Origin of the sequence: Erwinia sp. BNK-24-b, from assembly GCF_047456155.1 — a bacterium.
GTDB classification, from domain to species: Bacteria; Pseudomonadota; Gammaproteobacteria; order Enterobacterales; family Enterobacteriaceae; genus Erwinia; species Erwinia phyllosphaerae.
This window is the reverse complement of the sequence record NZ_CP179901.1, coordinates 1,661,366-1,687,926: the sequence shown is the minus strand read 5'-3', so window position 1 is coordinate 1,687,926 and position 26,561 is coordinate 1,661,366. Positions and strand designations below refer to the sequence as shown.

Annotated in this window: 16 protein-coding genes and 2 pseudogenes; 5 read left to right on the top strand and 13 right to left on the bottom strand. The window is 55.5% G+C overall.

Annotated features, from left to right (window positions below):
• Window positions 1-98 precede the first annotated feature (98 nt).
• Window positions 99-815: an IclR family transcriptional regulator gene (locus tag ACMGGR_RS07485; protein ID WP_414148550.1), complete on the top strand. Its 717-nt coding sequence runs from the start codon at window positions 99-101 to the stop codon at window positions 813-815.
• 39 nt (window positions 816-854) lie between these two features.
• On the opposite strand, the gene ACMGGR_RS07480 is transcribed toward ACMGGR_RS07485, so the two are convergent.
• The 3 genes from ACMGGR_RS07480 to ACMGGR_RS07470 are packed head-to-tail and all read right to left on the bottom strand — an operon-like array spanning window position 855 to window position 4,561.
• Window positions 855-2,189, bottom strand: a complete 1,335-nt coding sequence (locus ACMGGR_RS07480; protein ID WP_246757662.1) for an MFS transporter — start codon at window positions 2,187-2,189, stop codon at window positions 855-857.
• Window positions 2,190-2,247: 58 nt separating this feature from the next.
• Window positions 2,248-3,516 carry an MFS transporter gene (locus tag ACMGGR_RS07475; RefSeq protein WP_414148549.1) on the bottom strand — a complete coding sequence of 423 codons (1,269 nt, stop codon included), beginning with the start codon at window positions 3,514-3,516 and terminating at the stop codon, window positions 2,248-2,250.
• Window positions 3,506-4,561 (bottom strand): amidohydrolase family protein, encoded by a 1,056-nt coding sequence (locus ACMGGR_RS07470; RefSeq protein WP_246757664.1) that lies wholly within the window; start codon window positions 4,559-4,561, stop codon window positions 3,506-3,508. The genes ACMGGR_RS07475 and ACMGGR_RS07470 overlap by 11 nt, the downstream gene beginning before the upstream one ends.
• 577 nt (window positions 4,562-5,138) lie before the next feature.
• On the opposite strand from ACMGGR_RS07470, the gene ACMGGR_RS07465 reads away from it, so the two are divergent.
• Window positions 5,139-5,594, top strand: coding sequence for a GNAT family N-acetyltransferase (locus ACMGGR_RS07465; protein WP_414148548.1), 456 nt, complete (start codon window positions 5,139-5,141; stop codon window positions 5,592-5,594).
• Between the two features lie 460 nt (window positions 5,595-6,054).
• Here the strand turns inward: ACMGGR_RS07465 and ACMGGR_RS07460 are convergent, their stop codons facing one another.
• Together ACMGGR_RS07460 and ACMGGR_RS07455 are read right to left on the bottom strand one after the other, a co-directional pair.
• Entirely contained in the window at window positions 6,055-6,624 is a 570-nt protein-coding gene (locus tag ACMGGR_RS07460; protein ID WP_414148547.1) for a hypothetical protein, read from the bottom strand.
• A 179-nt stretch (window positions 6,625-6,803) separates the two neighbouring features.
• Window positions 6,804-6,959 (bottom strand): annotated as a pseudogene (locus tag ACMGGR_RS07455) (integrase); the annotation flags it as partial.
• A 560-nt stretch (window positions 6,960-7,519) separates the two neighbouring features.
• Between ACMGGR_RS07455 and ACMGGR_RS07450 the strand changes: the two are divergent.
• On the top strand, window positions 7,520-8,470 hold the full coding sequence (locus ACMGGR_RS07450; protein WP_414148546.1) for a GNAT family N-acetyltransferase: 951 nt from the start codon (window positions 7,520-7,522) through the stop codon (window positions 8,468-8,470).
• 153 nt (window positions 8,471-8,623) lie between these two features.
• Here the strand turns inward: ACMGGR_RS07450 and ACMGGR_RS07445 are convergent, their stop codons facing one another.
• The 3 genes from ACMGGR_RS07445 to ACMGGR_RS07435 all read right to left on the bottom strand — a co-directional run bounded on the left by ACMGGR_RS07445 (window position 8,624) and on the right by ACMGGR_RS07435 (window position 10,720).
• Window positions 8,624-9,352: an SDR family NAD(P)-dependent oxidoreductase gene (locus tag ACMGGR_RS07445; RefSeq protein ID WP_246757669.1), complete on the bottom strand. Its 729-nt coding sequence runs from the start codon at window positions 9,350-9,352 to the stop codon at window positions 8,624-8,626.
• 220 nt (window positions 9,353-9,572) lie between these two features.
• The gene (locus ACMGGR_RS07440) at window positions 9,573-10,055 is read right to left on the bottom strand and encodes a glutathione peroxidase (RefSeq protein WP_414148545.1); all 483 of its coding nucleotides are present in this window, start codon (window positions 10,053-10,055) and stop codon (window positions 9,573-9,575) included.
• Window positions 10,056-10,162: 107 nt separating this feature from the next.
• On the bottom strand, window positions 10,163-10,720 hold the full coding sequence (locus ACMGGR_RS07435; RefSeq protein ID WP_414148544.1) for a GNAT family N-acetyltransferase: 558 nt from the start codon (window positions 10,718-10,720) through the stop codon (window positions 10,163-10,165).
• A gap of 316 nt (window positions 10,721-11,036) precedes the next feature.
• Between ACMGGR_RS07435 and ACMGGR_RS07430 the strand changes: the two are divergent.
• Window positions 11,037-11,626: pseudogene (locus ACMGGR_RS07430) on the top strand (hypothetical protein).
• A 25-nt stretch (window positions 11,627-11,651) separates the two neighbouring features.
• On the opposite strand, the gene ACMGGR_RS07425 reads toward ACMGGR_RS07430, so the two are convergent.
• A complete protein-coding gene (locus tag ACMGGR_RS07425; protein ID WP_414148543.1) occupies window positions 11,652-12,545 on the bottom strand; it encodes an AraC family transcriptional regulator in 894 nt (297 codons plus the stop codon).
• Window positions 12,546-12,644: 99 nt separating this feature from the next.
• On the opposite strand from ACMGGR_RS07425, the gene ACMGGR_RS07420 reads away from it, so the two are divergent.
• Complete coding sequence (locus ACMGGR_RS07420; RefSeq protein ID WP_414148542.1) at window positions 12,645-13,379, top strand: SDR family oxidoreductase; 735 nt, start codon at window positions 12,645-12,647, stop codon at window positions 13,377-13,379.
• Window positions 13,380-13,427: 48 nt separating this feature from the next.
• On the opposite strand, the gene ACMGGR_RS07415 is transcribed toward ACMGGR_RS07420, so the two are convergent.
• From ACMGGR_RS07415 to ACMGGR_RS07400, 4 genes are all read right to left on the bottom strand, one after another.
• The gene (locus tag ACMGGR_RS07415; protein ID WP_414148541.1) at window positions 13,428-16,538 is read right to left on the bottom strand and encodes a multidrug efflux RND transporter permease subunit; all 3,111 of its coding nucleotides are present in this window, start codon (window positions 16,536-16,538) and stop codon (window positions 13,428-13,430) included.
• A gap of 65 nt (window positions 16,539-16,603) precedes the next feature.
• Complete coding sequence (locus ACMGGR_RS07410; protein ID WP_414148540.1) at window positions 16,604-17,293, bottom strand: thioesterase II family protein; 690 nt, start codon at window positions 17,291-17,293, stop codon at window positions 16,604-16,606.
• Window positions 17,294-17,415: 122 nt separating this feature from the next.
• Complete coding sequence (locus ACMGGR_RS07405) at window positions 17,416-18,156, bottom strand: glycosyltransferase family 32 protein (RefSeq protein ID WP_414148539.1); 741 nt, start codon at window positions 18,154-18,156, stop codon at window positions 17,416-17,418.
• Window positions 18,156-26,555 (bottom strand): amino acid adenylation domain-containing protein, encoded by an 8,400-nt coding sequence (locus ACMGGR_RS07400; protein WP_414148538.1) that lies wholly within the window; start codon window positions 26,553-26,555, stop codon window positions 18,156-18,158. Before ACMGGR_RS07400 ends, ACMGGR_RS07405 begins: the two co-directional genes overlap by 1 nt.
• Window positions 26,556-26,561: the final 6 nt, after the last annotated feature.

Genomic DNA, 26,561 nt, shown 5'->3' with positions numbered 1-26,561 from the left:
CTTCTCTTTTCGCCAGAGTTGCGAGCTTGTTTGTGATGTAAACACGAAGTTAATCACAAAATTCAGGTACAATTTTGTTCGGCCAAAAGGAGAAAGTGATGGGGAATGAAGGCGTAATTGCCGTTGAAAAGGCGCTCGCTTTACTGGATTGCTTCCGTCCCGGTAATGACAGCCTGACGTTAACTGAGCTGGCCCAGCTTTCGGGATACCACAAAACCACCGTTTATCGCTTAATGAATTCGCTTGAGCGTATGAACTACATTATCCGGCATGACGATGGCACCTATACGCTCGGCCACCGTCTGCTCTATCTCGGCAAACTTTTTGAGCAATCATTTCAGCTTGCGAGAATTGTACAACCGGAATTGCAGGCGCTGTCTCAGGCCTCCAGTGAAAGTGCGAGCTGGTATGTGATAGAGGGCGGCCAACGCCTGTGTCTGTTCCGCGCCGAAACTTCAGAGGGATTACGCCATAGCAACCTGCCCGGCAGTCAATTCCCACTGGATGGTTCCGCTATCAGCAAAGTTTTACGTCATTGGGGACTGGGTGAGGCGCTGCCGGAAGACGAAGAAACGCTGCCGTTCTATACCTCTGGCGCGCGAGATCCGCACACTGCGGCCTTTGCGATGCCGGTTTTTGGCGTCCACGATAACCCCATCGCGGCACTGGCGCTGACAGGACCGTCATCGCGTCTGACTGCAGACCGCAAAGAGAGCGGCCTCAGCCAGCTTATGCGGGAGACGGCTAACCGCCTGTCGATCAAGTTAGGGGCCAGTAAACCCTTCTGCGAAAAATTTTACGGTATAAAAGAATAACGTATGTTGAAAAGGCGGGAAAAATCCCGCCTTTGCTTATTAATGGGTGACCGGTTTTTCCTGACCGGCAGGCTGCGAGTAATGACGCCCCATGATCAGCACCGCAATGCCGCCTGCCAGGCACAAGCCAGCCAGTGGTAGCATCGCCAGCGTATGGCTTCCTGTCTGTTCGCTAATAATACCGTAGGCATTCACCATCACCACTCCGCCAATCAGGTTGGCTATCGCGCCGATTGCCGCCAGCCCCGCGGCGACTGATGTGCTGCTCATCCAGCCTGAGGCCATCGCCCAGAATGGCCCCTTCGCCGAATAAGCGCCAATTAATATGGTACTGAGAATAACAATGGTAATCGGCAGCGACAGATTGATGAACGCAGCGAACACGCCAGCCGCAATCATAAAGAGGGTGAGAGCCGTGTGCCAGCGGCGTTCATTGGTGCGGTCCGAGCTCCGTCCCCAGACAATCATCAGCACCGAGGCCAGGCCATAGGGGATGGCATTAAGCAGCCCGGTAGTCAGGTTATCAAGATGGAATGACTTTAGTAGCTGTGGAGACCAGACGCTAAGCGTGGTTCCAGCAGAGGACGCGCCGGCGTAAATCAGCGCCATAAGCCAGATTTGGCGGTGCTTCAACAGCTGCCAAGTGCTGATGTGGCCGATCTGTTTCTGCTGTTGGCGCTCGGCATCTAACGTGTTTTCCAGCCACGCTTTCTGCCGCTCGTTCAACCAGCCAGCCTGATGCGGGCGGTCCCGCAGGATAAAAAATGCGGCTATCCCCAGCAGCACCGCAGGCAGCCCCTCAATAATGAATAACAGATGCCAGCCGCGCAGCCCGAACCAGCCATCCAGCGTCAGGATCAAACCTGAAAGCGGTGAACCAATAAAGTTAGCCAGCGGAATGGCCACCATAAAAGAGGCAATAATGCGCGCACGGTAACGCGAAGGGATCCACCAGGTAAGATAGAGCACCACGCCCGGGAAAAAGCCCGCTTCCGCCGCTCCCAGCAGAAAACGCACGATATAAAGGGAGGTTGTATTTTGCACCAGCGCCATACACATCGATACCATTCCCCAACTGATCATAATCCGCGGGAGCCACAATCGTGCGCCGACCTTCTGCATCGCCAGGTTGCTGGGTACCTCAAATATAAAGTAGGCCACAAAATATAAGCTGCTGGCGAAGCCAAAAGCCGCCTTGCTCAGGCCCAGATCCTCATTCATCTGTAGCGCAGCCATACCTATATTGCCCCGGTCAATAATCGAGACCAGATAGCTTACGACCAGGAAAGGCAGGATGCGCCAGATAACCCGCCGCATGGTCTCTTTTTCCAGCGCGTCGTTGTCGATAGCGCTATTCGGTAATTGATCGGTCATTGTTTCCTCGCAGGGTTTCATTATGTTTATCAGGAAAACGATGTAGAGATGTCATACCTTACTTCAGCTTGACGCCTCTGGTTTCCGGCGCCAGCCACACCACCACCATTGCCGCCAGGAAGGCGACCACGGTAGTCGCCAGTCCCGCGGTGAAACCGCCAGCGCTGGCCACGGCGCCGATTAGCAGGGGCGCGATAAACCCGCCCAGCCGGCCTCCGTTGTAGGCGAGCCCCATCAGGAAGCCACGCGATGACGTGTCTCCGATGATTTCAGCCAGGAAGGGTCCCGAGCCCGCAAAAATACCGTTAACACCAAAACCAGCCATGAAAATCGCCAGCATCAGAATGAGGGGTTGAGTAGTAACAAGGTAAAGCGCAACAGCTATGGCGCCCGTTAACAGATAAATCAGGAACATCGGACGACGCCCCCATTTATCCGCCAGCACTGAAAAGACCAGAAAACCTGCGATCGCCCCGACCTGCAGCGCGAGCACAAATTTCAGGCTGTGCAGAAAATCCAGATGTTTTACTTCCCGTAGATAGGTTGGTGTCCAGGTAAATACACCCCAGAACAGATACTGAATAAAAAAGATAAAGACGAAAGCCAGCAGCAGGCCTTTCAGATTTTGTTTGCCCAGCTTCGAGGCTGGTTGAGTGTGCTTAGCTTTCCCCTGCTGCCGTGCAAGCCAAACCTCTGATTCCGGCGTGAACCTGGCCACCACGCTCATAATGAATACCGGCAGCGCGCCGATCATAAACAGATAGCGCCATGCGCCCTGCTCCAGGCCGCCGTTAACCGAACTCACGATTGCCGTCAGGCTGATAGCCAGAATAGCGCCAACAGGTAAGCCCATTTGCATCAAAGCGCCGCCGCGCGCACGCCGTTCAGGCCGCCAGGTTTCAGCAATCAGCGCCGCACCTGACGTCCACATTCCGCCCATACCCAGCGCACCACAAAAACGCAAAAGTGCGAAATGCTGTTGATCGTGCGTAAAGGCTAACAGTCCGGAAAAGAGTGAATAGATGGCGATACAGGTCAGGGCCGTTTTTACCCGACCAATTTTATCGGCGATAAAACCAAAAAGGATCCCGCCGACGATTTGTCCACCGGCAGTGACGCTGATAAACAGTCCAAGCTCGCTTTTATTCACGCCAAACACTACCCCTAATACCGGCAATAGTAATGAGAGCAGGAATGAGTCGTAGCTTTCAAATGCCCAGCCAAGGCCACCCAGCGTCAGCGTTCGTTTCTCAGCCACGTGCTGAGGCAAAGAGTCTGTCGTCGCTTTAGTCGCAGTAAGCTGCTTGAACTCGCTTTTACTGGTCATTGATATTCTCCACAGAGGCTATCCGGTAGCAGGTTGCGGCAGTGCGCCAGAACAACTGCGCCTGTTCGTCAGGGGAAGCCTGTTGCGCCAGGCGTTTGCAGGCATTCCAGAAGACGCCGTAGCTGAACATGCCTTTGTCGACCGGAAAGTTACTGGCGAACATGCAGCGGTTCACACCGAAAAGAGAAACGATCGTCTCAAACCACGGTTGCCAGGCCTGTGCCAGCATTCGCGAATCAGGTGGTGTCTCTGCCATTGCGAAGTGAAATCCCCTGACCGTCATGCCAAAGCCGCTAATTTTTACGCATACGTTCGGCAGTGCCGCCAGATTTCTCATACTGCTTCGCCACTGCTGAAACATGTCAGGATCCCTTTCTGAATAAGGCCCTACGCCGACTGGCCCGCCGCAGTGATCGAGCACAATCTGTAGCGTTGGTATTTGCCGCGCCAGCTCGGCAATTTCATCCAGCTGCGTGTGGTAAACCCACACGTCAAGCGACAATCCATTTTTCGCGAGGCAGACAGCGCCCTGGCGGAACGGAGCGCTCAGCGCCAGGCCTGCTGGTGGCGTAACCGGGCTGGACGTTACCCGCGGATCCGGATGCCAGGCCAGTGGATTACGCATTCCGCGCAACCGCCCGCCTGATAAAGCCAGCGCACTCTCGATGGCAGGCTGCATCGCATCGCCCGCCAGCAAGCTAAGGCCGCCGATGATGGCTTCACATCCGAGAGCGTTTGCATAATTTCCGCTAGCGAACATCGCGGCTATGCCACTGGCAAACTCGATTTCACCAAGCGGTTTCAGCGTTTCCGGCCCTTCGAGACGCAGCATAGAACGGCACTGCACGTAGACAGATGAGAAAACGCGATGCCCTGAGGTCTGGATATCGTCGCTGAACTCATGGGTGAGATAGCGTCCGGTTTGCCGATCCCAGAGATGATGATGCGCATCAATGATGGGCAGCTCGGGTTGTAGTGGCGTCTCACGATGTAGCACAAGCCACTCGTTTCTGACCGCAAGATGCGGTGCGGTAACGATTTCCATGAACACCTCGCATTTGTTGCACTGTGTACAACTGTGTTTTATTTTACAAAACTACTATAACGAGGCTGTCGCGTTTTTATCCAGTTAACGATTGGTTTAAATGATGTAAATAAGAGGTGAATCACAGATGTTTCATCTTGTGAAAGAGGAGGAAAGTTGAGTATTGAGAAGGAGTAATTATTTTTCAGTGAGTTAAAGATTGATTCAACGCTGATTAACGCAGACGCTATTCAGTGGGTATGCACCTGCCAAAGAAAAAGCAATAGTCGTCTGGCATCAGCCATGCAGCGAAGCCGCCATGCTCTGGCAGATTTCACTCATCTCATCGCCCCTTGTATGTCAGAATTACCATAATCTCCTACCGGTATTTATAGTTGCCTACAATACCTATGTCTGCTTCTGGCACATAGCGGACAGCTGGCCGGGCACTGTCCGCTAAGAGCGAGAAGCGGACGTAAAGCCATATCCGTTTAAGCTAGTATGCTGCAAACTATCTTCTTAGCATTATCACTTGATAGATAATGTCTTTATCATCATTTGTTTCCAGCCTGACAAAGATGATTGAAAGGATACTGGCATGATAACAGTAGAAAAATCAGATCCGCTTTCTCCAGATTCTCTTTATTTAATAGAAAAACTGTCAGTAGAGCTCACTTCTATTACTGGTGATAGTGGCAAAAGCAATTTCACCATTACCTTAATGGATGAAGAAAGGGCTCTTTGGGCGTTGGCAAAGGACCGCAAGGGTAATGCGATAGGATGCGGCGCTATTCGACCGTTAACAGAAAACATAGCTGAACTCAAAAGGATGTATTCGGACCGAAGCTCACCCGGCATTGGTAGTGCTTTACTTACTTTTCTGGAAGCATCCGCAAAGAGTTTGGGATATAACGAACTATGGCTTGAAACCCGTCATGTTAACCAAATAGCCGTGAATTTTTATAAGAAAAACGGATACATACGCATCGAGAATTACGGGCCATACGTAGGTCGGGGAGAGGCTATATGTTTCTCGAAGTCATTGCAAAGCTGACATAAAATTTACTCAATATAAGCTTGCCAGGCTCATCTCCAGCATCAAAACCGCGTATCAAAGTCCGCTTTTGGCACAAACCGGAAGGAGGCCGAGCTTCTCCGGTATGGAATCGATCGCCAGCCTGGCTTTTCTTTGAATCGTATAAGTTTATTCTTCGGAGGTGGACAATTGAGATGTTCAGACGCGAAATCCGCAGTCATCTGACCAGTTCATGACCCGGTTCTGCCTCACGTCGCTGAAAATAAACAGTCCCTCGGGAGTGCATATCGGGCCCTCGGCCCATACTGCTCTGTCAGTAATAAGCTCCGGACGGGCATTACTGGTTACCAGCTCGCGAAACGCGGCGCCTCCGTAACGATTTTTATGCCGGGCACATCTGCCGCCATGGTAGAGAAACCGGTCATCATCAGAGCCAACACAAAAGGCGTTTTAGTAAAGCGGCAACACATTTTTTTCCTCAGTTTGCACAGGAACCGGTGGTGCGCGCACCCGGCTTAAGTTTAATAATCAGCTGCACGTTCGGCTCACTTCCCACCGTTCGCGACACATGCCCCACCCTTTTATCATCGCTGCGGGGCCGGGAGTTGCTGTCAGCATTGAACTGCACCTCGCCCGGCCCCTGGACCAGCGTGGTGCCGTCCGTGGTTTCCACGGACCATTTTCCAGAGAGGGTAATGACCCATTGCGGGCCCGGTGCATGATGCCAGCTGCCGACGTAGCCTGGGGGAAGCACGGCGTAGGCAATGCTCTCCACCTCATCAGGCGAAACGCCAATCCACTGCGGCGCTGAAGGGGGAGCATAGCTCTTAAACTGTAGGCCTTCAAAGCGGCAGTGTCCGACGTGCGTCGCCCCTTCACCATCAGCCCATATGGTGGCAAATTTTACCGGCGGCTGAGTCTGTCCGTTGCTCACCGTCCGTTCTGCCGAGTCGGCGTGGACAGCATGTACACCGTCATCGGCGCTGGCATAAGAAATGACTGTAAATCCGTATAAAAGCGCAAGCGCGCGCAGCGTGTTGTTTTTCATGCTGGTTTCCTTTATTAAGTAGAGCTGTAAGCATAGCGGTGAACAGCAAAGGGACCCTGAAGCCTGCTGATAAAAAAATTTAAGAGATATGAATATGCGTTGCATCCGCGTACGACATATGAGCCTGCGCGACTGCTTAGTCTACTACTGGCGCAGGTCTGCTGTTGCAGCCCTATGAGTCAAACTTCAATCGTCTCAGATATCTCAAGGACATCATCGACTTCAATACCAGGGTAACGAACTGTGCTTTCGCGTTTTTTATGACCCAACAGTAGCTGGCTCCCCCCTGGATTTTTCGTTTTTTTGTAGATGAGATATGGTTTAGTTCTGCGGATATGCCCTGCTCCCCGTGAATCAACACGGGCTATTGTTAGCTACTTACCCTTCTGGCACAAAGCGACAACTGGTCAGACACTATCTGCTATGAGCGAAAAGCTGAGGATAAACTGGCTAACTTTAAGGTGAATTTCGAGTCGATTTAAACTCTTGTGCATCAGAATGTAGCAAGCAACACCCATAGATTATGGATAAGTAATCTCGACCGTTATCATCAGTTATCTGACAGGTGCACTGGAAAGGTTCGCCTGAAGTGGTGTATTCGTACAATTTTTATGTCCACTTCTGGCACATAGCAAACATCAATATTCCGAGGCCTCCTCTGGCGTTCCGGCATTGCTGAGGAGACGCTCCTACTGCGCTCGCCGGCAGAGTCAATAAATGCCGCCACTGCACGGATATGTTCCGAACCACCCGTCCTGGTTCTTGTGGCGAACGGCAAAAAAAACCCTACGACTGATTTACAGGCTGTTATACGAAAGCGGACATCAGTAATTAATTGACAACATCTGGTCGCATATGGTTGTATCATACAACTATAGCGCAAGAGGTTACAGGAATGAGTGCAGAATCAAAAATTATCAAAGAGATACGCTTAGCTTCTCGTTTAATGGTGCGGGAGCTGGGTTTTATGAACAATACTCTTGCGGCGACTGATTATCCTCCCTCTGCCGTCCATACCTTACTGGAAGTCGAAACAAAAGGTTCAATTACAGCGGCTCAGCTGGTACATATTCTGGGGCTTGAAAAGTCCAGCGTCAGTCGCATGCTGGCAAAGCTTGTTGAGGCCGGAGAACTGAAAGAAAGCGTCTCCCCTGAAGACATGAGAACTAAACTGTTAAGTCTGACCGAAAAGGGTCAACAGACCGTGGCCGCTATAAACAGATACGGCGACGAGCGTGTCATAGCTGCATTGAAAAAGCTGGATCCGTTTAAACAAGATGCTGTTTCTCAGGGTCTTTCTTCCTATGCACGGGCCCTGCAAGCTTGTCGTGATAACACCGATATCAATGAGCGTGGCAGCATTAAAATCGTTACGGGCTATCACGCAGGTATGATTGGCCGTATTACTGAAATGCACGGTAGTTATTATGCAAGAGAGCATGACTTTGGCTCTTTTTTTGAAGGGAAGGTAGCAGCGGGGCTTGTGGACTTTGTTGCCCGTATTGATAAGCCATGTAATCAGATTTGGCTGGCAATGATAAACGAGCGCATAGTCGGTTCTGTCGCAATCGACGGTCAAGACCTGGGAAATAATGAAGCGCATCTACGCTGGTTCATCCTTGACGATGGTTGCCGTGGCAGCGGCCTGGGCAAAAAGCTAATCGCGGAAGCAGTGAACTTTTGCGATGAACAAAGCTTTTCTGCGGTTCAGCTGTGGACATTCAATAAACTTACGGCGGCCAGAAGACTTTACGAAACATTCGGGTTTGAATTGTCAAAAGAGTGGGAAGGCGTTCAGTGGGGCAGTCCTATCACTGAGCAGCAGTTTACACGTAAAATTAACTAGGCAACTCTGGTTACTTGTTTCTTTGCAGAGCGAATTGCAGACATAGTAAAAAAGCCCGCGGCTGCGGGCGTGCATTGAATTTAATATTGTCAGAATGCAATCAGAGGATATGTCGGCGTTTGTAGCAGTGATGATGACAGAACCATCGCTAACTTACTGACCCGCCAGTTTTTTAAGCTTATCGTTTGCAAAGTACTGTGCCTGCCCTTCCTCAATGGCTTTCAGGATCAGGCCGGCCACAAACTCTGGCGTGTCCCCGTTCGCATAGTCGGAGGCTGGACCACCCCCCTTATCTTCATGGCTACCCATACGTGCTTTTCCAAAGTTAGTTGCCGTGATGTATGGGTATACCTCAGATACGACAATGCCATCTTTTTGCAATTCCAGCCGTGCGGTCATGCTAAATCCGAGTAATGCCCGCTTCGATGCAGAATACACGCTGTAGCCCGGTATCGTCATAAAGGCGGTGCCCGAGTTGACGTTGACAATAGCCCCCACTCCTTGCGCTCGCATAACAGGAATGACTGACTGCATCGCCACAATGGGCCCAAGGACGTTGAGGTGGAAAATCTCATCGAAAAGCTCTGGATCTATTTCCTCAACAGAGGTTGCATAGCTGCGGCCAGCGTTATTTATCAGGCCATCGATACGACCATAGTGATCGTGGATTTGCTGAATGGCTGAACGCACCGAGGCGATATCGGTCATGTCGGCATTTACCGCCAGGCTGCCATTCAAAGTGCCAGCTAACGTCTGCAATACATCGGTACTACGTGCGACGAGTGCAACTTTTGCACCTCGCTCTGTTAGCGCCGTAGCTGTTGCCAGGCCAATTCCTGACGACGCGCCTGTCACTATAAAAACTTTATCTGCTATTTCCATTACTCTTCTCCACTTTGATGCAGCACTGCCGCATCCCCGAATCAGGGACGCCTGAATACGAAATCTATGGGTACACCCGTTTTTGCAGAGGTATCCCATGCACGCCCGCCTTTGGCAAAAAGGAGTAAACCGCCCACAACGAGTGAAAAGCGGACATTCATCTCCCAAGGATATAAACAGCCTGCCGAAGGCTCTTTAAAAGTAGACTCTTCGCATTAACTCAGGCTTCAAGTGCTGCAAGAATGACGGTTTCCATCTTCTCCGGGGTAGTAAACGGTGCAAAACGCCTGAGCGGTTTACCATCGCGTCCAATCAGAAACTTAGTGAAGTTCCATTTGATTCGTCCACCCAGCACGCCAGGCAATTCGTCTTTCAGATAACGAAACATCGGGTGCGTAGCAGCGCCGTTAACCTCAATTTTTTCAAACATCGGGAAGCTTACACCGTAATTGATATGGCAGGTCTGCGCGATTTCTTCAGAGCCGCCGGGCTCCTGCTTACCGAACTGGTTGCAGGGAAAACCAAGCACCACCAGCCCCCGGGCAGCATACTTCTTGTAGAGCGCTTCCAGCCCTGCGTATTGCCGCGTAAATCCACAATGGCTGGCGGTATTAACCACAATAACCAGCTTGCCCGCATAATCAGCCATAGAGATGAGCTGGCCATGAAGACTAACGGCGGTAAATTGATAAAAAGTGGCCATGTCGTAATCCTTAGCATTGCCTGTGAAGATTCAAGGTCAGAACTGTCAACCACACCACTACACAGCGAAAGCGCTAAATGCATGATAAAAGTTCTTGAATGATACTGTTAGCTGCTACAGGTGTAGACAAAGGTATCATCAATCTTCCCCGCGCTGTCCAGTCGCTCATTAGCCAATATAGCTTCAAGCCTGAAGCCGCATTTCAACGCAACAGCCTGACTCCGCACGTTACGCCTGGCCGTACGAATTTCAATTCTTTTTGCGCGGAAAAATTCTGAAGCTATGTTTGTGACCATTTGACATGCAGCACTCATTATTCCTTTGCCCATCGCATTTGTGGCAAGCCAGTAGCCAATTTCATAGAAAGGGATAGTCGGGTTGCGAATGAACAAGCTTATACAGCCGATCAGCTCGTCAGTCTCACGATCAATAATTAAAAATTTATATTCTTCATTATCATTTGAAAAATTATCTACGGCAGTGGCCATGTTTTTTTGAACGGAAGCAAAAGAATGAAAGCCGGGTGACCAGAGCAAAAATGCATGATGAAGCGCAGTGAATGCGTTCAGCTTATATTGCATTTCTTCCGTGCGGCTCATAGCAGGTGCAGTAAGGTAAAATCTTTCGTGCTGTAAAAAACAAGTTGGAATTTCATCAAGATGCATAATCAGACGTCCCGTAAAGGCATTCCCATGATTTTGAGTATGCTCTGCTGTGAAGCAGTTTTAAAAATGATGTCTTTAATGTACCGCATACCTTGCTTGTTGTAGAAATTACAGGCACGTTCATTCTGTTCAAGGACTTCCATCGTAATGCTGAAATAGCGCTTTCATCGTGCAGAAGTAGTTGTTGCCAGCCTGTCACTTTCCTCAATATAAATCGCTGATAGTTTCGTGAAATTTTTGGATAATTTTTACGGATAGCGTAAAGGCCGGGGCATCAGTAACCCCAGAAGGACTCTGTGGATAAAAGGAAATCACCATGCTAAACCCGGGATTCGTCACCAGAAAAGCGCTGACTGAATGGCAGGATGTTCCTTCGTTACTGCCTCAATTTCAGTTCCATGAGAAACATCGGGCCGTCATTACCACCCTATTCCCTGAAAAAATCCTTTCGCTGGTAGCAGGATTCGATATCCAGAAAGAGGTTGTCCTTCATGCTTTAATGTCAGTGCGACAACTTCCGCAAAAACTTCAAAGCAGCAGGTCACGTGAGACGCTTAACAGCTTTGGATTACAGAGCTTTACGCTTTTAACACGCTCGGCATCCGAGCTTTGTTATGGCTTAAGGGGACAGTTCTGGCGGGCGGATTTTGGGCTGGAAACGGTGCCTGATGCCAGTGCTTATCAGCTCCCAGCCAGACCAGGCGGCGCAAAGCTGTTACTGCGCTATCAGGTTAAGCCGCTTGCTGAAAATAAATATGAACTACTGACAGAAACCTTTATCCACTGTCCGGACAGAGCCTCGCATCTGAAAATGGCGGTTTACTGGCTGGCGGCGGCGCGGGCAGCGGCCTGATCCGAAAAAGGATGTTAGAGGCCGTAAAGTCCAGTCTTGATAACAAATGTTGAAATATGGCCTCCGCTCGCCTCTCCCCTAACCCGCCGCAAAACTTACGGGAGTCTGCCCCGCATAGCGGGTAAAAGCGACGCTAAAAGCGCTGGCCGAGCGATAGCCCACCTGTTCGGCGACGTCGGCGATGGAGATTTTTTTGCTGAGCAGCAGATTTTTCGCCAGCGCCATGCGCCAGGTAAGCAGATAAACCATAGGCGAAACGCCCACCGCATCACGAAAACGCACAAAGAAGGCCGAACGTGAAAGCGCGGCAGCTTTTGCCAGCTGGGCAACTGTCCATGAATGGCCGGGCCTGGCGTGGATCTCCCGGATGGCCCACGCCAGACGATCGTCGGCCAGCCCCTGCATGATACCGGGGCTGGTAGGGCCTGGCGGCAGCGATCGCAGCGCTTCAATCAGCAACAGCTCCTGCAACTTTTCAATTATTACCTGTCTTGCCGGACGCTGAGCACGGCATTCATCCATTGCTAACTGAACCAGGGTGGTAAGCCGTGATTCACCGCGAATATGAATAAACTGCGGTAACAGAGAAACAATCAGGCCAGCGTCGGGAGAACTGAACCGGCAATAGCCAATCAGCGTTTGCGTCTCGGCGGGCCGCTGTTTGTCGCCTATCCAGAATTCACCCGGGCTTAGCATCTCAGGCAGCATGTCAGGAGCAGCGGCGTCCGGTGGTTCATAGCTGGTCATAAAAAACTCCCACGCTGCGGGTATCAGGACAAAATCCCCTTGCTCAAGCGCTACCGGCTCATAGCCTTTCATATTCAGCCATATACGGCCTTCAAGTACCAGGCAGTAGAACGGCTCGCCGGTTTCACTGCGGTGCACGCGCCAGCGGCCATTGGCGCAGGCGCGTTTGGAGAAAGCCGCCTGCGGTTGCAGCAGCGACACCATTTCAGCGAGAGGATCGATCATTCTGGACTCCTGCGAATGAAAACCGGACTCTGCATTGTAGGGCGTCCAGAGCGCAGACTCTATAGTGAGTGTTCACCCATGACAATGCAGGAATAAAAGATGAAAACGATCCTGATTACCGGCTGTTCCTCCGGCTTTGGTCACGCCACGGCGCGCTATTTTCTGCAACGCGGCTGGAAAGTCATTGCGACCATGCGCACGCCAGACCCCGACCTGTTCCCGGCTTCAGAACATTTACGTCTGCTGGCGCTGGATGTCAGCAATGCCGAAAGCATCCGTAAGGCCATTGCCGAAGCGGGCGATATCGACGTGCTGGTGAATAACGCAGGCATTGGCGTGCTGACCTCTCTGGAAGGCACCCCGATGTCGACGGTGCGTGACGTGTTTGAGACTAATACGCTAGGCACTATTGCGCTGACGCAGGCGGTGTTGCCGCTCTTCCGGGCGAAGCGCAGCGGGACGATAATTAACGTCACCTCATCAGTGACTCTTAAGCCCCTGCCGCTGCTGGCAGTCTATACAGGCAGTAAGGCAGCGGTAAATGCTTTTACTGAGTCGCTGGCGCTGGAATTAGAACCTTTTAACATTAACGTGCGTCTGGTTTTACCGGGCATGGCCCCTGCAACCGACTTCGCTAAAAATGCGATGCCGCGTATTGAAAACACGCTGCTGGAGGCTTATCAGCCGATGATGGAAGGGATAATGCAGCAGATGCGGCAACCGCAGCCCGTCACTACGGCAGATGATGTTACCGCTGCGATATGGCGTGCGGCGACCGATCCCGCTGCCCCTTTGCGCATTCCTGCTGGTGAAGACGCGGTGGCGCTGGCATAGCCCAAAAGTGGCGGTAAGCCGGTCAGAAACACAGGCTTACCGCCCTTATTACGCCCCTTTTTTAATCACCGAAGAGCATTTCGCCACCACGGCGCAAACGCTGATAAAGAAAACGGGGACGAAGTAAATCGCCAGCAGCGTGCCGCTGATCATCCCGCCAAAGACGCCGGTGCCGATGGCATGCTGGGTACGCTCGCTGGCTCCCGTTGCCAGCATCAGCGGCACTACCCCCAGCGTGAAGGCCAGCGAGGTCATAATAATCGGCCGCAGGCGCAGGCTTGCCGCCTCGATGGTGGCCTCGAAAACCGTCGCCCCCTGCGCATGCAGCTGCCGGGCAAACTCGACGATAAGAATGGCGTTTTTCGCTGAAAGCCCGATCAGCATAATCATGCCGACTTTGAAAAAGACGTCGTTTGGCATGCCCGCAAGGTAAACCGCCGCCAGCGCGCCAGCCAGGCCAAGCGGCACTACCAGCAACACCGAAAACGGCACCGACCAGCTTTCATACAGGGCGGCCAACACCATAAAGACCACCAGCACCGATAAAGTCAGCAGCATCGGCATCTGCGCCGCCGAGTTCTTCTCCTGAAGTGAAGTTCCGCTCCACTCCGCCATAAAACCTTTGGGTAAGGTGGCGGCAAGCCGTTCCATCTCTGCCATTGCCGCCCCGCTGGAGTAGCCCGGCGCCGTGCTGCCGCTAATCTTTATCGCCGGATAGCCCTGATAGCGATTGAGCTGCTGCGGAAGCTGCGTCCAGCTGGTGGTGATAAATGCAGAGAGCGGCACCATCTCCTCCTTACTGTTGCGCACGTAGAGCTTAAGCAGATCCTGAAGCTGCATGCGGTATGGCGCATCCGCCTGCACAATTACCTGCTGCACGCGGCCGTCGTCGACATAATCATTGACGTAGTAAGAGCCGGTCGCCACCGATAAGGTCTGGTTAATCTCATCAAATGACACCCCCATCGCCTGCGCTTTTTCCCGATCGATATTCAGCCTGGCGCTGACGCCTTCGGGCAATCCGTCGGTGTAAACGCCGCTGACTATGCTGCTGCCTGCGGCCAGCTCCGTTAACTTTGTGGCTGCCTGCAGTAACGCGGCATAGCCTTTTCCGCCCCGGTCTTCCAGATAGAAGGTAAAACCGGAGGAAGTGCCCATATCGGCAATCGCTGGCGGCAGCAGGCTCATTGCCATCGCATCAGGCTGCGTATCCATCTCCTGCTGTACAAACGCCGCCTCGCCTTCCGCCGTCGCCCCGTTGCGCTGGCCCCAGTCTTTCAGGGTGGTAAACGCCAGCGCCGTATTCGGGCTAGAGCCGGAAAAACCGTAGCCAAAGACGGTAATATTGCCGTTTATCCCGGCCCGCTTACCCACGACAGATTCCAGATGTTCGGCCACCTTGCGGGTTCGCTCCTGGGTAGCCTCTGACGGCAGCTGAATAGCCGTCATAAAATATCCCTGATCTTCATCAGGCAAAAAGGAAGAAGGTAACGTGCGGTAAGCCATAAAAACGATGCCGCATAACAGGGCGTACAGGATCATCATTCTGCCGCTGCGCTTTAAGCTAAACCGCAGCCCCGAACGATAGCCGTTTGCCAGCCGATTAAAACGCCGGTTAAACCAGCCGAAAAAGCCTTTTCTGTCCTTACCGCGCGTGGTAACGGGATGCAGCAAAGAAGCGCATAAAGCCGGCGTCAGCGTTAAGGCGAGGAAGGCCGAAAAGAGAATAGAGACGGCCATAGAGAGCGTAAACTGGCGGTAAATCACGCCAACTGACCCGCTGGCGAACCCCATCGGGATAAATACCGCCGTCAGCACCAGCGTGATGCCAATGATGGCTGGCGTGATCTCGCGCATCGCCTCGCGCGTTGCCTCCTTTGGCGACATCCCTTGCTCTGCCATCAGGCGCTCAACGTTTTCCACTACCACGATGGCATCGTCCACGATAATACCAATCGCCAGCACCATGCCGAACATGGTCAGCACGTTAATAGAAAAGCCGCTCAGCAGCATAATAGTGAAGGTGCCAAGCAGCGCCACGGGGGCCACGATGGCTGGAATAAAGGTGTAGCGCAGCTTTTGTAAAAACAGCAGCATTACCAGAAAAACCAGCACCATCGCTTCAATGAACGTGTGGATGACTTTCTCAATCGACAGCTTCACAAAGGGCGCGGTATCAAAAGGCACGGAGAACGCCATGCCTTCCGGCAGCGCCGTAGAGAGTTCATCGAGTCGCGCCCGCACCCCTTCCGCCGTGCTGACCGCGTTAGCGCCGGGCGTCAGCTGGATGGCCGCAGCCGTAGCGGGCTTGCCGTTTTCACGAATGGCAAAAGAGTAGTTTTGCAGGCCGTGCTCAATGCGGGCCACGTCGCCCAGCCGCACGCGAGAACCGTCGGGCTGCGCCTTAAGGGTGATGTTACGAAATTCCTCAATGGAAGAAAGCTGTCCCTGAACGTTTAGCTGATAGGTAACCTTCTGGCCTGGCCGGGCAGGCTCATCGCCGACGCGTCCCGGCGAAACCTGGGCGTTTTGCTGCGTTAAGGCGGTGATAACGTCGGAAGCGGACAAATTATAGGTAAACAGCTTATTGGGATCTAACCAAACCCGCATCGCTTTTTCAGCGCCAAAGAACTGCACTTTCCCGACGCCGGGCACGCGCTGCAGCTCATCCGAAACGTTACGCGCAAAATAGTCGCTCAGATCCTGGTCGGTCCAGGCACCGGAGGGCGATCGCAGGCCGACAATCATCAGGAATCCTGAGTTAGCCGCCTCTACCTGGATGCCGTTTTGCCGAACCGTTTGCGGCAGGCGGGCTTCCACAACCTTAAGTTTATTCTGTACATCCACCTGGGCCAGTTTGATATCGGTTCCGGGCCGGAAGGTAATGGTAATACTCGCCGTGCCCGAGGTGTCGCTGGAGGATTCGAAATAGAGCATGTTATCCACGCCGGAAATTTCGCGCTCCAGCAGTGAGATCACGGACTCGTTCATCGTCTCTGGCGTAGCGCCCGGATAGGTCACGCTGACGCTGACGCTGGGTGGTGCCACTGACGGATACTGGGCAACGGGAAGTTGAGGGATGGCAATCAAGCCTGCCAGAACAATAAACAGGGCAATGACCCATGCAAAGATGGGTCGGTTAATAAAAAACGGCGACATCGGGGATTTCCATAGAGTGAATCAGGGCTTGCAAACCAGGGCTATCCTGAAGCGCCCTGCTATAGCTACGCTGCCAGTCGCAAATTGATGATATTAGCGATAGCGGGAAACTGTGGCTTAAGGAAAAAATGGTCGCCCCGTAACAGATGCGATTCAAAGCTGCCGCGCGTCGCCTGCCGCCATCCAAAAACGGCTTCGGCAGTGACCCTTTCATCCCTGTCGCCTGCTAAAGCGGTAACGCTGGCGTCCAGAACGGTGTCAGATTTCGCCCGATGGTTTTCAACGGCGGTAAAATCGGCCCGCAGCATGGGAAGCAGCAGCGCCATCAGCTCTGCATTTTCCAGGATTTCCGACGGCGTGCCGCCAAGAAGACGCAGCTCTTCAATAAAGTCAGCATCGTTAAGCCCCTGTAGAGATCTGCGTCGATTAGCCGCAAAACCGGGCGCGGGACAGGCGCTAACAAACAGATGGCGCAGGTTGGCGCGCTCGGCCAAAGACAGCTGACTAACGATTTCAAATGACAGCGCGGCGCCCATACTGTGGCCAAACAGCGCAAACGGGCTGGCAAAATGAGGACGTAGCTCCGCGATCATGCGCCCGGCCAGCTCTTCTATCGAGGCGTGCGCCGCTTCGTTCATCCGCGAACCGCGTCCGGGTAGTTCGGGAGTATGTACCTCGATATCAGGCAGCAACTGCGCCAGCCCACGAAAAATTGCCATACTGCCGCCTGCATAAGGGAAACAAATCAGTCGCATCAGAAACTCTCTCCTTTTCTCTCTAAAAGCGGCGCGGCTGTTTCACCGCCACGCCGCTGGCACACATAGTTATCACGGCTTTACGGGCAGCGGCTGGCCCTGCCCTGTTTTATTGACCGTACTTACTGTCTGACGAGCGCGCGCATGCCGCTGACTACCGTTGAGAAGCCGCGCGCCAGCCTGGAAAGCAGCCGGGCCGAAGGCGACATCCAGTTCAAATCCATGTCGTGCCGCCCGTAGGGGATCCAGTCCTGTTGCTTATCGTGGACATAACCCGGCGTGGCGGTGCCCTCAAAATATTCGCCAGGGCAGGCCAGCGTTCCCGGCAAGGCCAGCACGCCGCTTTCCTCTACGCACAGCGTGAAGAAACGCGGCCCGGAGACCACCGCGATTTGCATCGCCACGTTTTCCCGCATAAAGGAAGGTACGTCGCTCAAATCGGCGCTGATTTTGTGGGTTAAGTGATGCAATACCGTTTCCCACAGGGGATGGGCGGCGGCGCTGGCGATAAAGGCGATGTTGTAGCCCACGGTTTCGGAAAGGATAAGTTCATGGCCGGTCAGCAGCTCATCGACAGGCCGCAAACATTCGATGTCCAGGTCGGCATACAGGCCGCCCAGCGTGGCCAGCAGGCAGTAGCGGGCGCTGTCCATCCGCTGCACGTCCTGCGGATAAGCGTCGTAAACCGGCAAGAACTGCGGCCAGTGGCTGGCCACGTGTTCACGCAGGGAGTGTGCATCCCACAGCAGGCACTGCCAGTCCGGATGATGCTGTTGCCAGGTTTTGCGGTAACGCCGGTATTTCTCCGGAACCTGGTCTTCACCCTGATACCAAATCTGATGAACTATACGTGGAATACTCATTATCGCATCTCGTCGTTGATGGCTTTAGTCAGGCTTGCGGCCAGTTCCTGTACGTGCGGGGGCTTAAGCATGCCGACGTGATCGCCGCTGGCCTGGTAGACAGTGACCCGATCGGCATATTTTTCCCAGCCTGCGTCTCCCTGTTGCGCGAGCGCGTCGGTGGCCCATAACGTCACCGGACACGCTACCCGGCCTGGCTGATAGCCGTGCAGGCTCTCCAGGTTGTTTTTGTAAATGGTAAACAGCTGCATAACATGCTCCGGTGAGGTGTGTTCAGGAACGACGCCCGCCTCGGTGATGCTGGCGGTAATCCAGCTTTCACGTTCACCTTCAGGCAGCGCGCGCAGGCGAGCGGCATCCACATCGATGCGTTTATCCATAGAAAGCTCAATGGTGCGGATCATGTAATCCATCAGATCCAGATCGTCGCGGGGAAGCTGTTGCAAAGACTCCCTGTCCGGCTCCGCTATGCCGTCAAGAATCGCCAGCAGCAGCGGCGTTTTGCCCAAGGTGGTCAGCTTGCGCGACAGCTCGGTAGCCACCTGCGCACCAAAGGAGTGACCAACCAGGATCAGCGGGCCGGGGAGTCTGGCTTCCACAATGGCGCGAGCATACAGCTCTGCCATCTCGGTAACCGAAGGCGCACGGGTGTGCTGCTCGGCCAGCGCCTGGATAGCGTAGACGCCAAACGTGGTAAGCTCTTCGGCCAGTGAACGATAGGAAAGTATCTGGCCGGAGATATCATGCACCAGCACCACGCTGGGCGCATTTTCACGTACGTGGATCGGCACCAGCGCGTCGGTGGCCGCGTTGCTGTCAGAGGTTAGCGCTGCCGCCTGCGCCTCCAGCGTGTGCAGCCCGAAAAGGCTCGCCAGCGGCAATACGCGTTTAAACTCGCGCTCAATCAGGAAAATCAGCTTCACCGCCCGCAGTGAATCGCCCCCCGCTTCAAAGAAGTTGGCCTGCGGATCGCTGACCGGATGGCCGACCACTTCCTGCCAGATTGCCGCCAGCCGCTGTTCGGTGGCGTTCAGCGCTCGGCTTTCGCCTGATGCCTGAGGCTGGTGGATAATCGCAGGCGACGGCAAAGCGTTACGATCCACTTTGCCGCTCACGGAGATGGGCAGCGTCGGCAGCAGCACATAGTGCGAAGGCACCATAAAGCCAGGCAGACTTTCGCGCAGCCAGGCATCCAGACCGTCGTGGTTTTCGGCCGCCAGCCAGGCCACCAGACGGCTTACGCCCTGCCCGTCCGTATGCACCTTCACCGCCGCTTCAGACACGCCCGGATAGAGACGGATTTTTTCCTCAATCTCGCCAGGTTCAATGCGGAAGCCGCGGAATTTAACCTGGTTATCGCTGCGGCCCAGATAGTGGATAACGCCGCCTGTTCCCCAGCAGGCGCGATCGCCCGTACGGTAGAGACGCCCGCCTGCCGAGAACGGATCCGGAATAAAACTTTGCGCGGTTAACGCCGGTTTCCCTGCATAGCCACGCGCCAGACCTTCACCCGCCACGTAGAGATCGCCAGGCATTCCCACGGGCAACGGCTGAAGATAGTCATCCAGCACGTAAATCCTGACGTTCCAGATACCGCGACCAATCGGCACCGCGCCAAACCAGGGGGTGTCGGCGGTAATGTGATAATTACAGCAGCCTACCGTCGCTTCGGTTGGGCCATATTCATTGTACAGGCGGGTGGCAGGCGCGTGGCGACGCCACTGTTCTACGGTAGCAGCATGCAGCGCCTCGCCGCCGATCACGATGGCGTCGACCTGGCTGGCGGCCAGCTGTTCAGGTTGCAGCACGTGCTGCAACACCTCCAGCTGTGCCGGGCCGCAGTCAATCAGCGCCAGCGGCTCTTTGCTCTCCAGCAAAGAGTTTCTGATGCGGGAAAGCACATCATCGCGCAGCATCAGCTGCATACAGCGTCCGCTTAACAGCGGCGTAAACAGCGTGGTCATACTGCCGTCGAAGGCGTAGGAAGGCGTCATCAATACGCTGCCCTCGCTGCCTGGCATATAGTTATCCAGCGCCCAGCTCAGGTAGTTAACGATAGCGCCATGGGTAATCATTACTCCTTTCGGCACGCCCGTAGAACCAGAGGTGTAGATGATATAGGCAAGGTTCGCGAGCGTCGCGCCGCTGGCCGGACAGCGGCTGGCCTGGCCCAGTTCTTCCAGCAGAATTTTCGGCCCGCTAAAAGAGGTGGTCGACGTCAGCGCGGTCTGGGTGACCAGCACCGGCGGCCGGGCATCGGCCAGGATCAAATCAAGACGCTCGGTCGGATAAGCCGGATCCAGCGGCAGATAGGCGGCACCGGCCTTCATAATTCCCAGCAGCCCGATAACCATCCCGCGATCGCGCTCGGTACAGAGCCCCACGATAGTGTCAGGCCCGACGCCCCGATCGTGCAGAGCGCAGGCTAACGCGTTAGCTCGCGCCTCCAGCTCTGCATAGCTGATCTCGCCAGCGGCATCACGAATGGCGATGCTGTCCGGCGTACGCGAGGCCTGCTGAGCGATAAGTTCATGCAGGCACAGCTGCGGGATCTGCTGGCGGGTAGCGTTTAGCGTTTCCAGCAGCCACTGGCGCTCGTCCGCTGCCAGCAGATCCAGCCTGTTGACCGGCATCTCTGGTTTTGCCGCCATCGCCAGCAGCAGCGTTTTCAGCTGGGTGGCGAAGTGCTCTACCGACGCATATAAAAACTTATTCGCATCGTATTCGAGCATGCCCTGCAAACCGGCCTGGCCGCTGGCGTCAGCCGTTTCAATAAAGGTCAGGCTGAGATCGAAGCCCGCCACGCCTTCCTGGCCCTGAAGAGGTTCAACCTCCAGCCCCGGCAGCGTGAAGTTGCCCAGCGGCATATTTTGCAGAGTCAGCATGGTCTGGAACAGCGCATGGCTATCGCGTGAGCGTTCCGGGCTAAGCTCGCTGACGACCGCGTCAAACGGTGCATCCTGCCATTCGTAAGCTTCCAGCACGCGTTCACGCACGTGCGCCAGCAGCGCCTGCCCGCTTAATCCGCCCTCGCCCTGAATACGCAGCGCAAGCGTATTCAGGAAGCAGCCGACAATGCCTTCCAGCTCCTTCTGCTGACGCTGGGCGATTGGCGTGCCGATGACCACATCATCCACGCCGCTGTAGCGCCCCAACAGCGCGGCGTATCCTGCCGCCAGCGCCATAAACAGGGTTGCGCCGTTTGTTTCAGCAAAGCGTTTCAGCTGACCCAGCTGAAGCGCATCGAAATTGAAATAGATGATTTTGCCCATCTGTGGCGTGTCGGCGTGCGGCGCTCTTTCAAAAGGCAGTGCCAGACCGTAAGGCACGCCCTGCAAACGCTGTTTCCACTGCTGCAGGATAGACTGCAAACGCGCGCCCGCCATCTCCGACCGCTGCCAGACGGCAAAGTCAGCCAGCTGCACGGGCAGCGTCGCCAGCTGTGGCGATCGTCCGGCCAGGCAGGCGGAATAGCATTCGCTGAATTCGCGCACCATCACGCCCAGCGACCAGCCGTCGCAGATAGCGTGATGCAGGGTAAGTTGCAGCACGTGCTCCTGCTCTCCCATCCGCACCAGGTTCAGGCGCAAAGGCGGTGCGACATCAAGGCTGAAGCGCGTATTGGCCTGCACGGACAGCAATGTTCTCAGCGCCGTTTCGGCCTCGTCGCGGGGAAGATGGCTGAAATCCGCTTCCTCAATCGCTGGCGTCCACTCTGCTCTTATCAGCTGCGCAGGCTCGCCATCATGTTGAATAAACAGGGTGCGCAGCGCCTCGTGACGCGTCACGATAGCCTGGATAGCCGTACGCAGCGCGGCAGGCGCTAGCTGCCCGCGCAGCCTCAGCGCCAGTGAAATGTTATGCGAGCCGACAGGCCCCTGATCTATCTGCTCCATAAACCAGAACCGTTGCTGGGTATAGGCTAACGGCAGCAGGCCTTCGCGCGGCACCGGCCTGATGGCGGCGGGCTGCGGCAGAGCAGAGGCGGTTTTCTTCTGCAAATCATCCAGTAAGGCCGCCAGCCCGGCGATGGTCGGCCGATCGAACAGGCTTCTTAACGGCAGCTTCACCGCAAACGCCGCGTTAAGGCGCGAAATCACCTGCGTTGCCAGCAGCGAGTGGCCGCCCGTTTCAAAGAAGTTGGCGTGCAGCGCTGGCCGGGCCAGCTGGAGTACCTCGGCCCAGACGTCTGCCACCTTGCGTTCGGTCTCGCTTAACTGCTGATCCTGTTCTGCGGCGGCTTCTTTTATTTCCTGGCCCGCTTCCGGCAGCGCGGCAAAGTCGAGCTTGCCGTTTATGGTCAGCGGGAAAACGTCCAGCGGCACGTACACCGCCGGCAGCATATAGTCAGGAAGATAAGCGGAAAGGTAACTACGCAGCGTCGTTGCCAGCGCGTCTCCCTCTCTCAGCTGGACGGGAACGTTGAAGAAGCGGGTAAGCTCCGTATCACGACTGACGGCAGGCGTAAAAGCAGGCAGCGCTGCATTGCTGGCCGCCACGGCCAGATCGAACTGCCCCGGCTGGCCCTGACTGGCCCAGCACAGCTTCGCCGCGCCCGCACGTGCCTGCCAGATGTCAACCAGCGCAGCGGGATCGGAGCCGGATTGGGTGTCGGACCAGGCGTCCCACTCCTGCGCGCCTGGCGCAGCTGCGGCATCGCCAGCCAGCCAGCCCAGAAACGCTTCGACAGCGGCCAGCCGTGAGTTAGGAATATTGCAGATTAACGCAGGCTCTCCTCGCCACGCCGCTTCAACGCTTGCGGCTTCCATACGTGCAGCAGGCGCGGAGGTTTGCGGTTCGCCTTTGACAAGCACGACATCGTAACGATAGGTGGTAAGCTCGTTCGCACCGCCGCTGACCTTCGGTAACACGTCGATACGCGCGATGTCGTTGCGTTGCGCCGCCCAGTGGAAGAAAAAGTCGGGATCGACCAGCAGCTCTTTCTCCTCCTCCACCATTTTTGCCAGCTGCGCCAGCAGGCTGGCCCGGTCAGCACCGGCTGGCCGACGATGCGCCAGGCGGCTGGCATGAAAATGCCGCAGCAGGCCCAGATGGCGCAGGTCGCCAACAAACAGGCGACCGTCGGTCTGCAGCCGATCCATCGCCTGTTCCATCACGTCAATAAAGTAGCGGGCATCGGGGAAGTACTGCGCGACGGAGTTGAGGATCACCAGGTCAAAATCCTCGGCCAGCCCGGCCAGATCGCGGGCTTCGCGCTGCTCCAGCTGCACGTGCGTCAAGCCACGCTGCGCCACCTTTCTGGAGAGTCGGGCAACGGCCTCGGCGGAAAAGTCCAGTCCCTGATAGCGTTCCACCTGCTGAGCCAGCGGCAGCAGCAGCATGCCTGAACCGGTGCCCATTTCCAGAATGCGGGTCGGTGCCAGCGCGCGCAGCCGTTGCAGAATTTCATCCCGCCACAGACGCATCTCTTCCAGCGGCAGCGGCTTGTTATCGTAGGAGTCGTTCCAGCCGACCACGTCCAGCTCGTCATCCTCAACCTCTGCCGCATAGATCATATCGAAGCTTGGCCGCCAGTCCTCGGCAGACGCGCCGCTTTCCGGCAGACAGGTCTGGCGCTTACGCACGTAGGCCACCAGCCGTGCGGTTTCCTGCTGCCCTCTGACCACCACCACGGCATCGTCAATGGCGGGATGACGCCGTAAGGTATTCTCGATCTCGCCGGTTTCGATGCGATAGCCGCGCAGTTTGATCTGGGAGTCGGCTCGCCCACGGTATTCCATTTCGCCCCAGGCGTTAATGCGCGCCAGGTCGCCGCTGCGGTAAAAAGGCATGCCGCTGGCATCACGCTGAAAGCGCGCGGCGGTCAGCTCTGGCTGATGACGATAGCCCCGCGCTACGCCCGCGCCGCCGACAAAAATCTCGCCGACCATGCCTTGCGGGACGGGTTCGCCATGCGGATCGAGAAGGCGAAGACATAAATCCGGCAGCGGCGCGCCGATGACGCTGCTGGACGCGCGCGCTAAATCCCGCCAGTTAATCAGGCGGAACGTGGCGTGTACGGTGATTTCAGTGATGCCATACATATTGACCAGGCGGGGCTCTTCGTCGCCGTGCCTGTCCATCCAGGAAGCGAGGCTGGCGATATCCAGCGCCTCGCCGCCAAAAACGACGTAGCGCAAAGCCAGATCGCCCTCGCGCGGGTTGGCCTCTTCGGCCGCCATCAGCTGGCGAAAAGCGGACGGCGTCTGGCTCAGTACGGTGACTTTCTTGTCGCACAGCAGGTCGTAGAAGCTGTCGGTCGTTCGCGCCACGATGGGCGGGACGATCAGCAAAGAAGCGCCGTGAACCAGCGCGCCCCAGATTTCCCATACCGAGAAATCAAAGGCGTAAGAGTGGAAAAAGGTCCAGACGTCGTTGCGGTCAAACTCGAAAAGGCTGTCGCAGGCGGTGAACAGTCTCGCCACGTTAGCGTGGGTGATCTCCACGCCCTTGGGCCGTCCCGTGGAGCCAGAGGTATAGATAATGTAGGCAAGCTGGTCGGCGCTGACCTGCGGCAGTTCACCGGCTGGCGGCTCATCAGTTTCATCAATGCAAAGCAGCGTACCGGCAAAGGCTGGCAGCGTGACCGCGCTGGCCGTATCGGACAGAATAAATTTTACCTGGCTGTCTTCCAGGATGGTGGCGATACGCTCGGCGGGAGAGTGAATATCGACGGGCAGATAACCGCCACCGGCCAGCCACGTCCCCAGCATCGCGGCGATCATGTCAAAGCCCGGTTCAAACCACAGCCCTACCGGCACTTCCGCTTTTATCCCGGCGTTCAGCAAAACGTGGGCGATACGGCGTGCCTGCGCGGCCAGCTCGCCATAGGAGAGACTCTCTTCGCCCAACCGCAGCGCTCGCCTCTCGGGATACTTTTCGGCGTGCTGCAAAATCAGCTCGTGTAGCGGCCTGAACGGCAGTGGCTCAGCCTGAAGAGGAAGTGACAGCAGAGGCGCCTGCTCTTTTACCAGCGCCAGCCGCGATACCGGCTTGTCTGGCGAAACGGCGATATCGGCTAACAGGATTAGCCACTGCTCCGTCAGGCGGTTAACCGAGGCTGGCAGAAACAGATCGGTGTTATAAACAAAGGTGCCGGACAGCGTCCCCTCCGACTCGCTTAAAAACAGCTCCAGATCGAAACGGGCGGCTTCCTGGCTGAGCAGCCTTTCGGCTTCGAGGGTGCCCAACGACATGCGCGTGGCGGGCAGGTTCAGCATGGTCATGGCGACCTGGAACAGCGGATTGCGGCTGGGATCGCGGGCGATTTTCATCCCTTCCACCAGCCGATCGTAAGCCAGCGTACCGTGATCCATCGCAGCGTGAACTTTGCCGGTAGTGGTACGCAGCAGCTCGCGGAAGCTCGGATCGCTTTCCAGCCTGGCCCTGATAACCACCATATTGGCAAAGAAGCCAACCAGCCCTTCCAGCTCCGGATTATCGCGACCCGCAATCGAGGTGCCGATGGCGATATCAGCCTGCCGCGCGTGGCGTCCCATCAGCACGTGCAGCGCGGCCATCATTAAACTGAACAGCGTAGAGCGCTCGCTATGGGCCAGCGTTTGCAAGGCTCGCGTAGTGGCAGCAGGCAGCTGAAAACTGATTGTTGCGCCGTTAAATGTCTGTTTCTGCGGGCGCGGAAGATCGCAAGGCAATTCCAGCAACGGCAGGCCTTGCAGCTCAGCGAGCCAGTAATTCATCTCTTTGTTTTCACGCTCTCTGGCAACGCCGCTTTCTCGTTGCCAGAGAGCATAGTCGAGATAGCGTACCGGCTGGTGAGGCAGCAGCGGCCGCTCACCGCGGGCATAAGCGTGATACAGCACGGCCAGCTCGCTCATCAGCACGGTCATTGACCACGCATCGCTGATGATGTGGTGCAGGCTGAGCATCAGCGCGTGCTCGTCCGGCCCCAGCTTTGCCAGCACGGCGCGGAAAGGTTTGCCGTCGGCGAGCACAAAGGGACGCGCCGCTTCACGCAGCAGCAGCTTATGCAGCGCCTCGTCCGCGCTTTCCTCTGTGGAATCGGTCAAATCAATGCTTTTTTGCACCGGCATATAGCCCGGCATAATGCGCTGTTCTGCCTTGCCGCTCTGGCTGTCAATTGCGGTGCGCAAGGCTTCGTGGCGCTCAACCAGCGTTTCCAGCGCCGCGCACAGCGCCTGTTCGTTAAGCTGGCCGTGCAGGCGGAAGGCGTTGAAAATCGTATAGGCGGCGGCGTCAGGATCTAATTCGCTGAGAAACCACAGGCGCTCCTGCTGGAAGGATAGCGGCCCTTGGTTCGCCGCCCGGGCGGCGATGGCCGGTTGCTGCTCCAGCAGATCGTCAGCTAACAACGCATCAAGGAGATCAAGGTCTTCGTCAAAACCGGCGTTCTGGTCCAGATTACCACTAACACTCATCGGGCT

Excerpts from the sequence above, each read along its gene's own strand:
- ACMGGR_RS07425 (WP_414148543.1), bottom strand. The coding sequence starts at position 12,545 with ATGATCGATCCTCTCGCTGAAATGGTGTCGCTGCTGCAACCGCAGGCG.
- ACMGGR_RS07445 (WP_246757669.1), bottom strand. The coding sequence starts at position 9,352 with ATGGAAATAGCAGATAAAGTTTTTATAGTGACAGGCGCGTCGTCAGGA.
- ACMGGR_RS07420 (WP_414148542.1), top strand. The coding sequence starts at position 12,645 with ATGAAAACGATCCTGATTACCGGCTGTTCCTCCGGCTTTGGTCACGCC.
- ACMGGR_RS07415 (WP_414148541.1), bottom strand. The coding sequence starts at position 16,538 with ATGTCGCCGTTTTTTATTAACCGACCCATCTTTGCATGGGTCATTGCC.
- ACMGGR_RS07440 (WP_414148545.1), bottom strand. The coding sequence starts at position 10,055 with ATGGCCACTTTTTATCAATTTACCGCCGTTAGTCTTCATGGCCAGCTC.
- ACMGGR_RS07465 (WP_414148548.1), top strand. The coding sequence starts at position 5,139 with ATGATAACAGTAGAAAAATCAGATCCGCTTTCTCCAGATTCTCTTTAT.
- ACMGGR_RS07405 (WP_414148539.1), bottom strand. The coding sequence starts at position 18,156 with ATGAGTATTCCACGTATAGTTCATCAGATTTGGTATCAGGGTGAAGAC.
- ACMGGR_RS07470 (WP_246757664.1), bottom strand. The coding sequence starts at position 4,561 with ATGGAAATCGTTACCGCACCGCATCTTGCGGTCAGAAACGAGTGGCTT.
- ACMGGR_RS07400 (WP_414148538.1), bottom strand. The coding sequence starts at position 26,555 with ATGAGTGTTAGTGGTAATCTGGACCAGAACGCCGGTTTTGACGAAGAC.
- ACMGGR_RS07485 (WP_414148550.1), top strand. The coding sequence starts at position 99 with ATGGGGAATGAAGGCGTAATTGCCGTTGAAAAGGCGCTCGCTTTACTG.
- ACMGGR_RS07450 (WP_414148546.1), top strand. The coding sequence starts at position 7,520 with ATGAGTGCAGAATCAAAAATTATCAAAGAGATACGCTTAGCTTCTCGT.
- ACMGGR_RS07435 (WP_414148544.1), bottom strand. The coding sequence starts at position 10,720 with ATGCATCTTGATGAAATTCCAACTTGTTTTTTACAGCACGAAAGATTT.
- ACMGGR_RS07480 (WP_246757662.1), bottom strand. The coding sequence starts at position 2,189 with ATGACCGATCAATTACCGAATAGCGCTATCGACAACGACGCGCTGGAA.
- ACMGGR_RS07460 (WP_414148547.1), bottom strand. The coding sequence starts at position 6,624 with ATGAAAAACAACACGCTGCGCGCGCTTGCGCTTTTATACGGATTTACA.
- ACMGGR_RS07475 (WP_414148549.1), bottom strand. The coding sequence starts at position 3,516 with ATGACCAGTAAAAGCGAGTTCAAGCAGCTTACTGCGACTAAAGCGACG.
- ACMGGR_RS07410 (WP_414148540.1), bottom strand. The coding sequence starts at position 17,293 with ATGCGACTGATTTGTTTCCCTTATGCAGGCGGCAGTATGGCAATTTTT.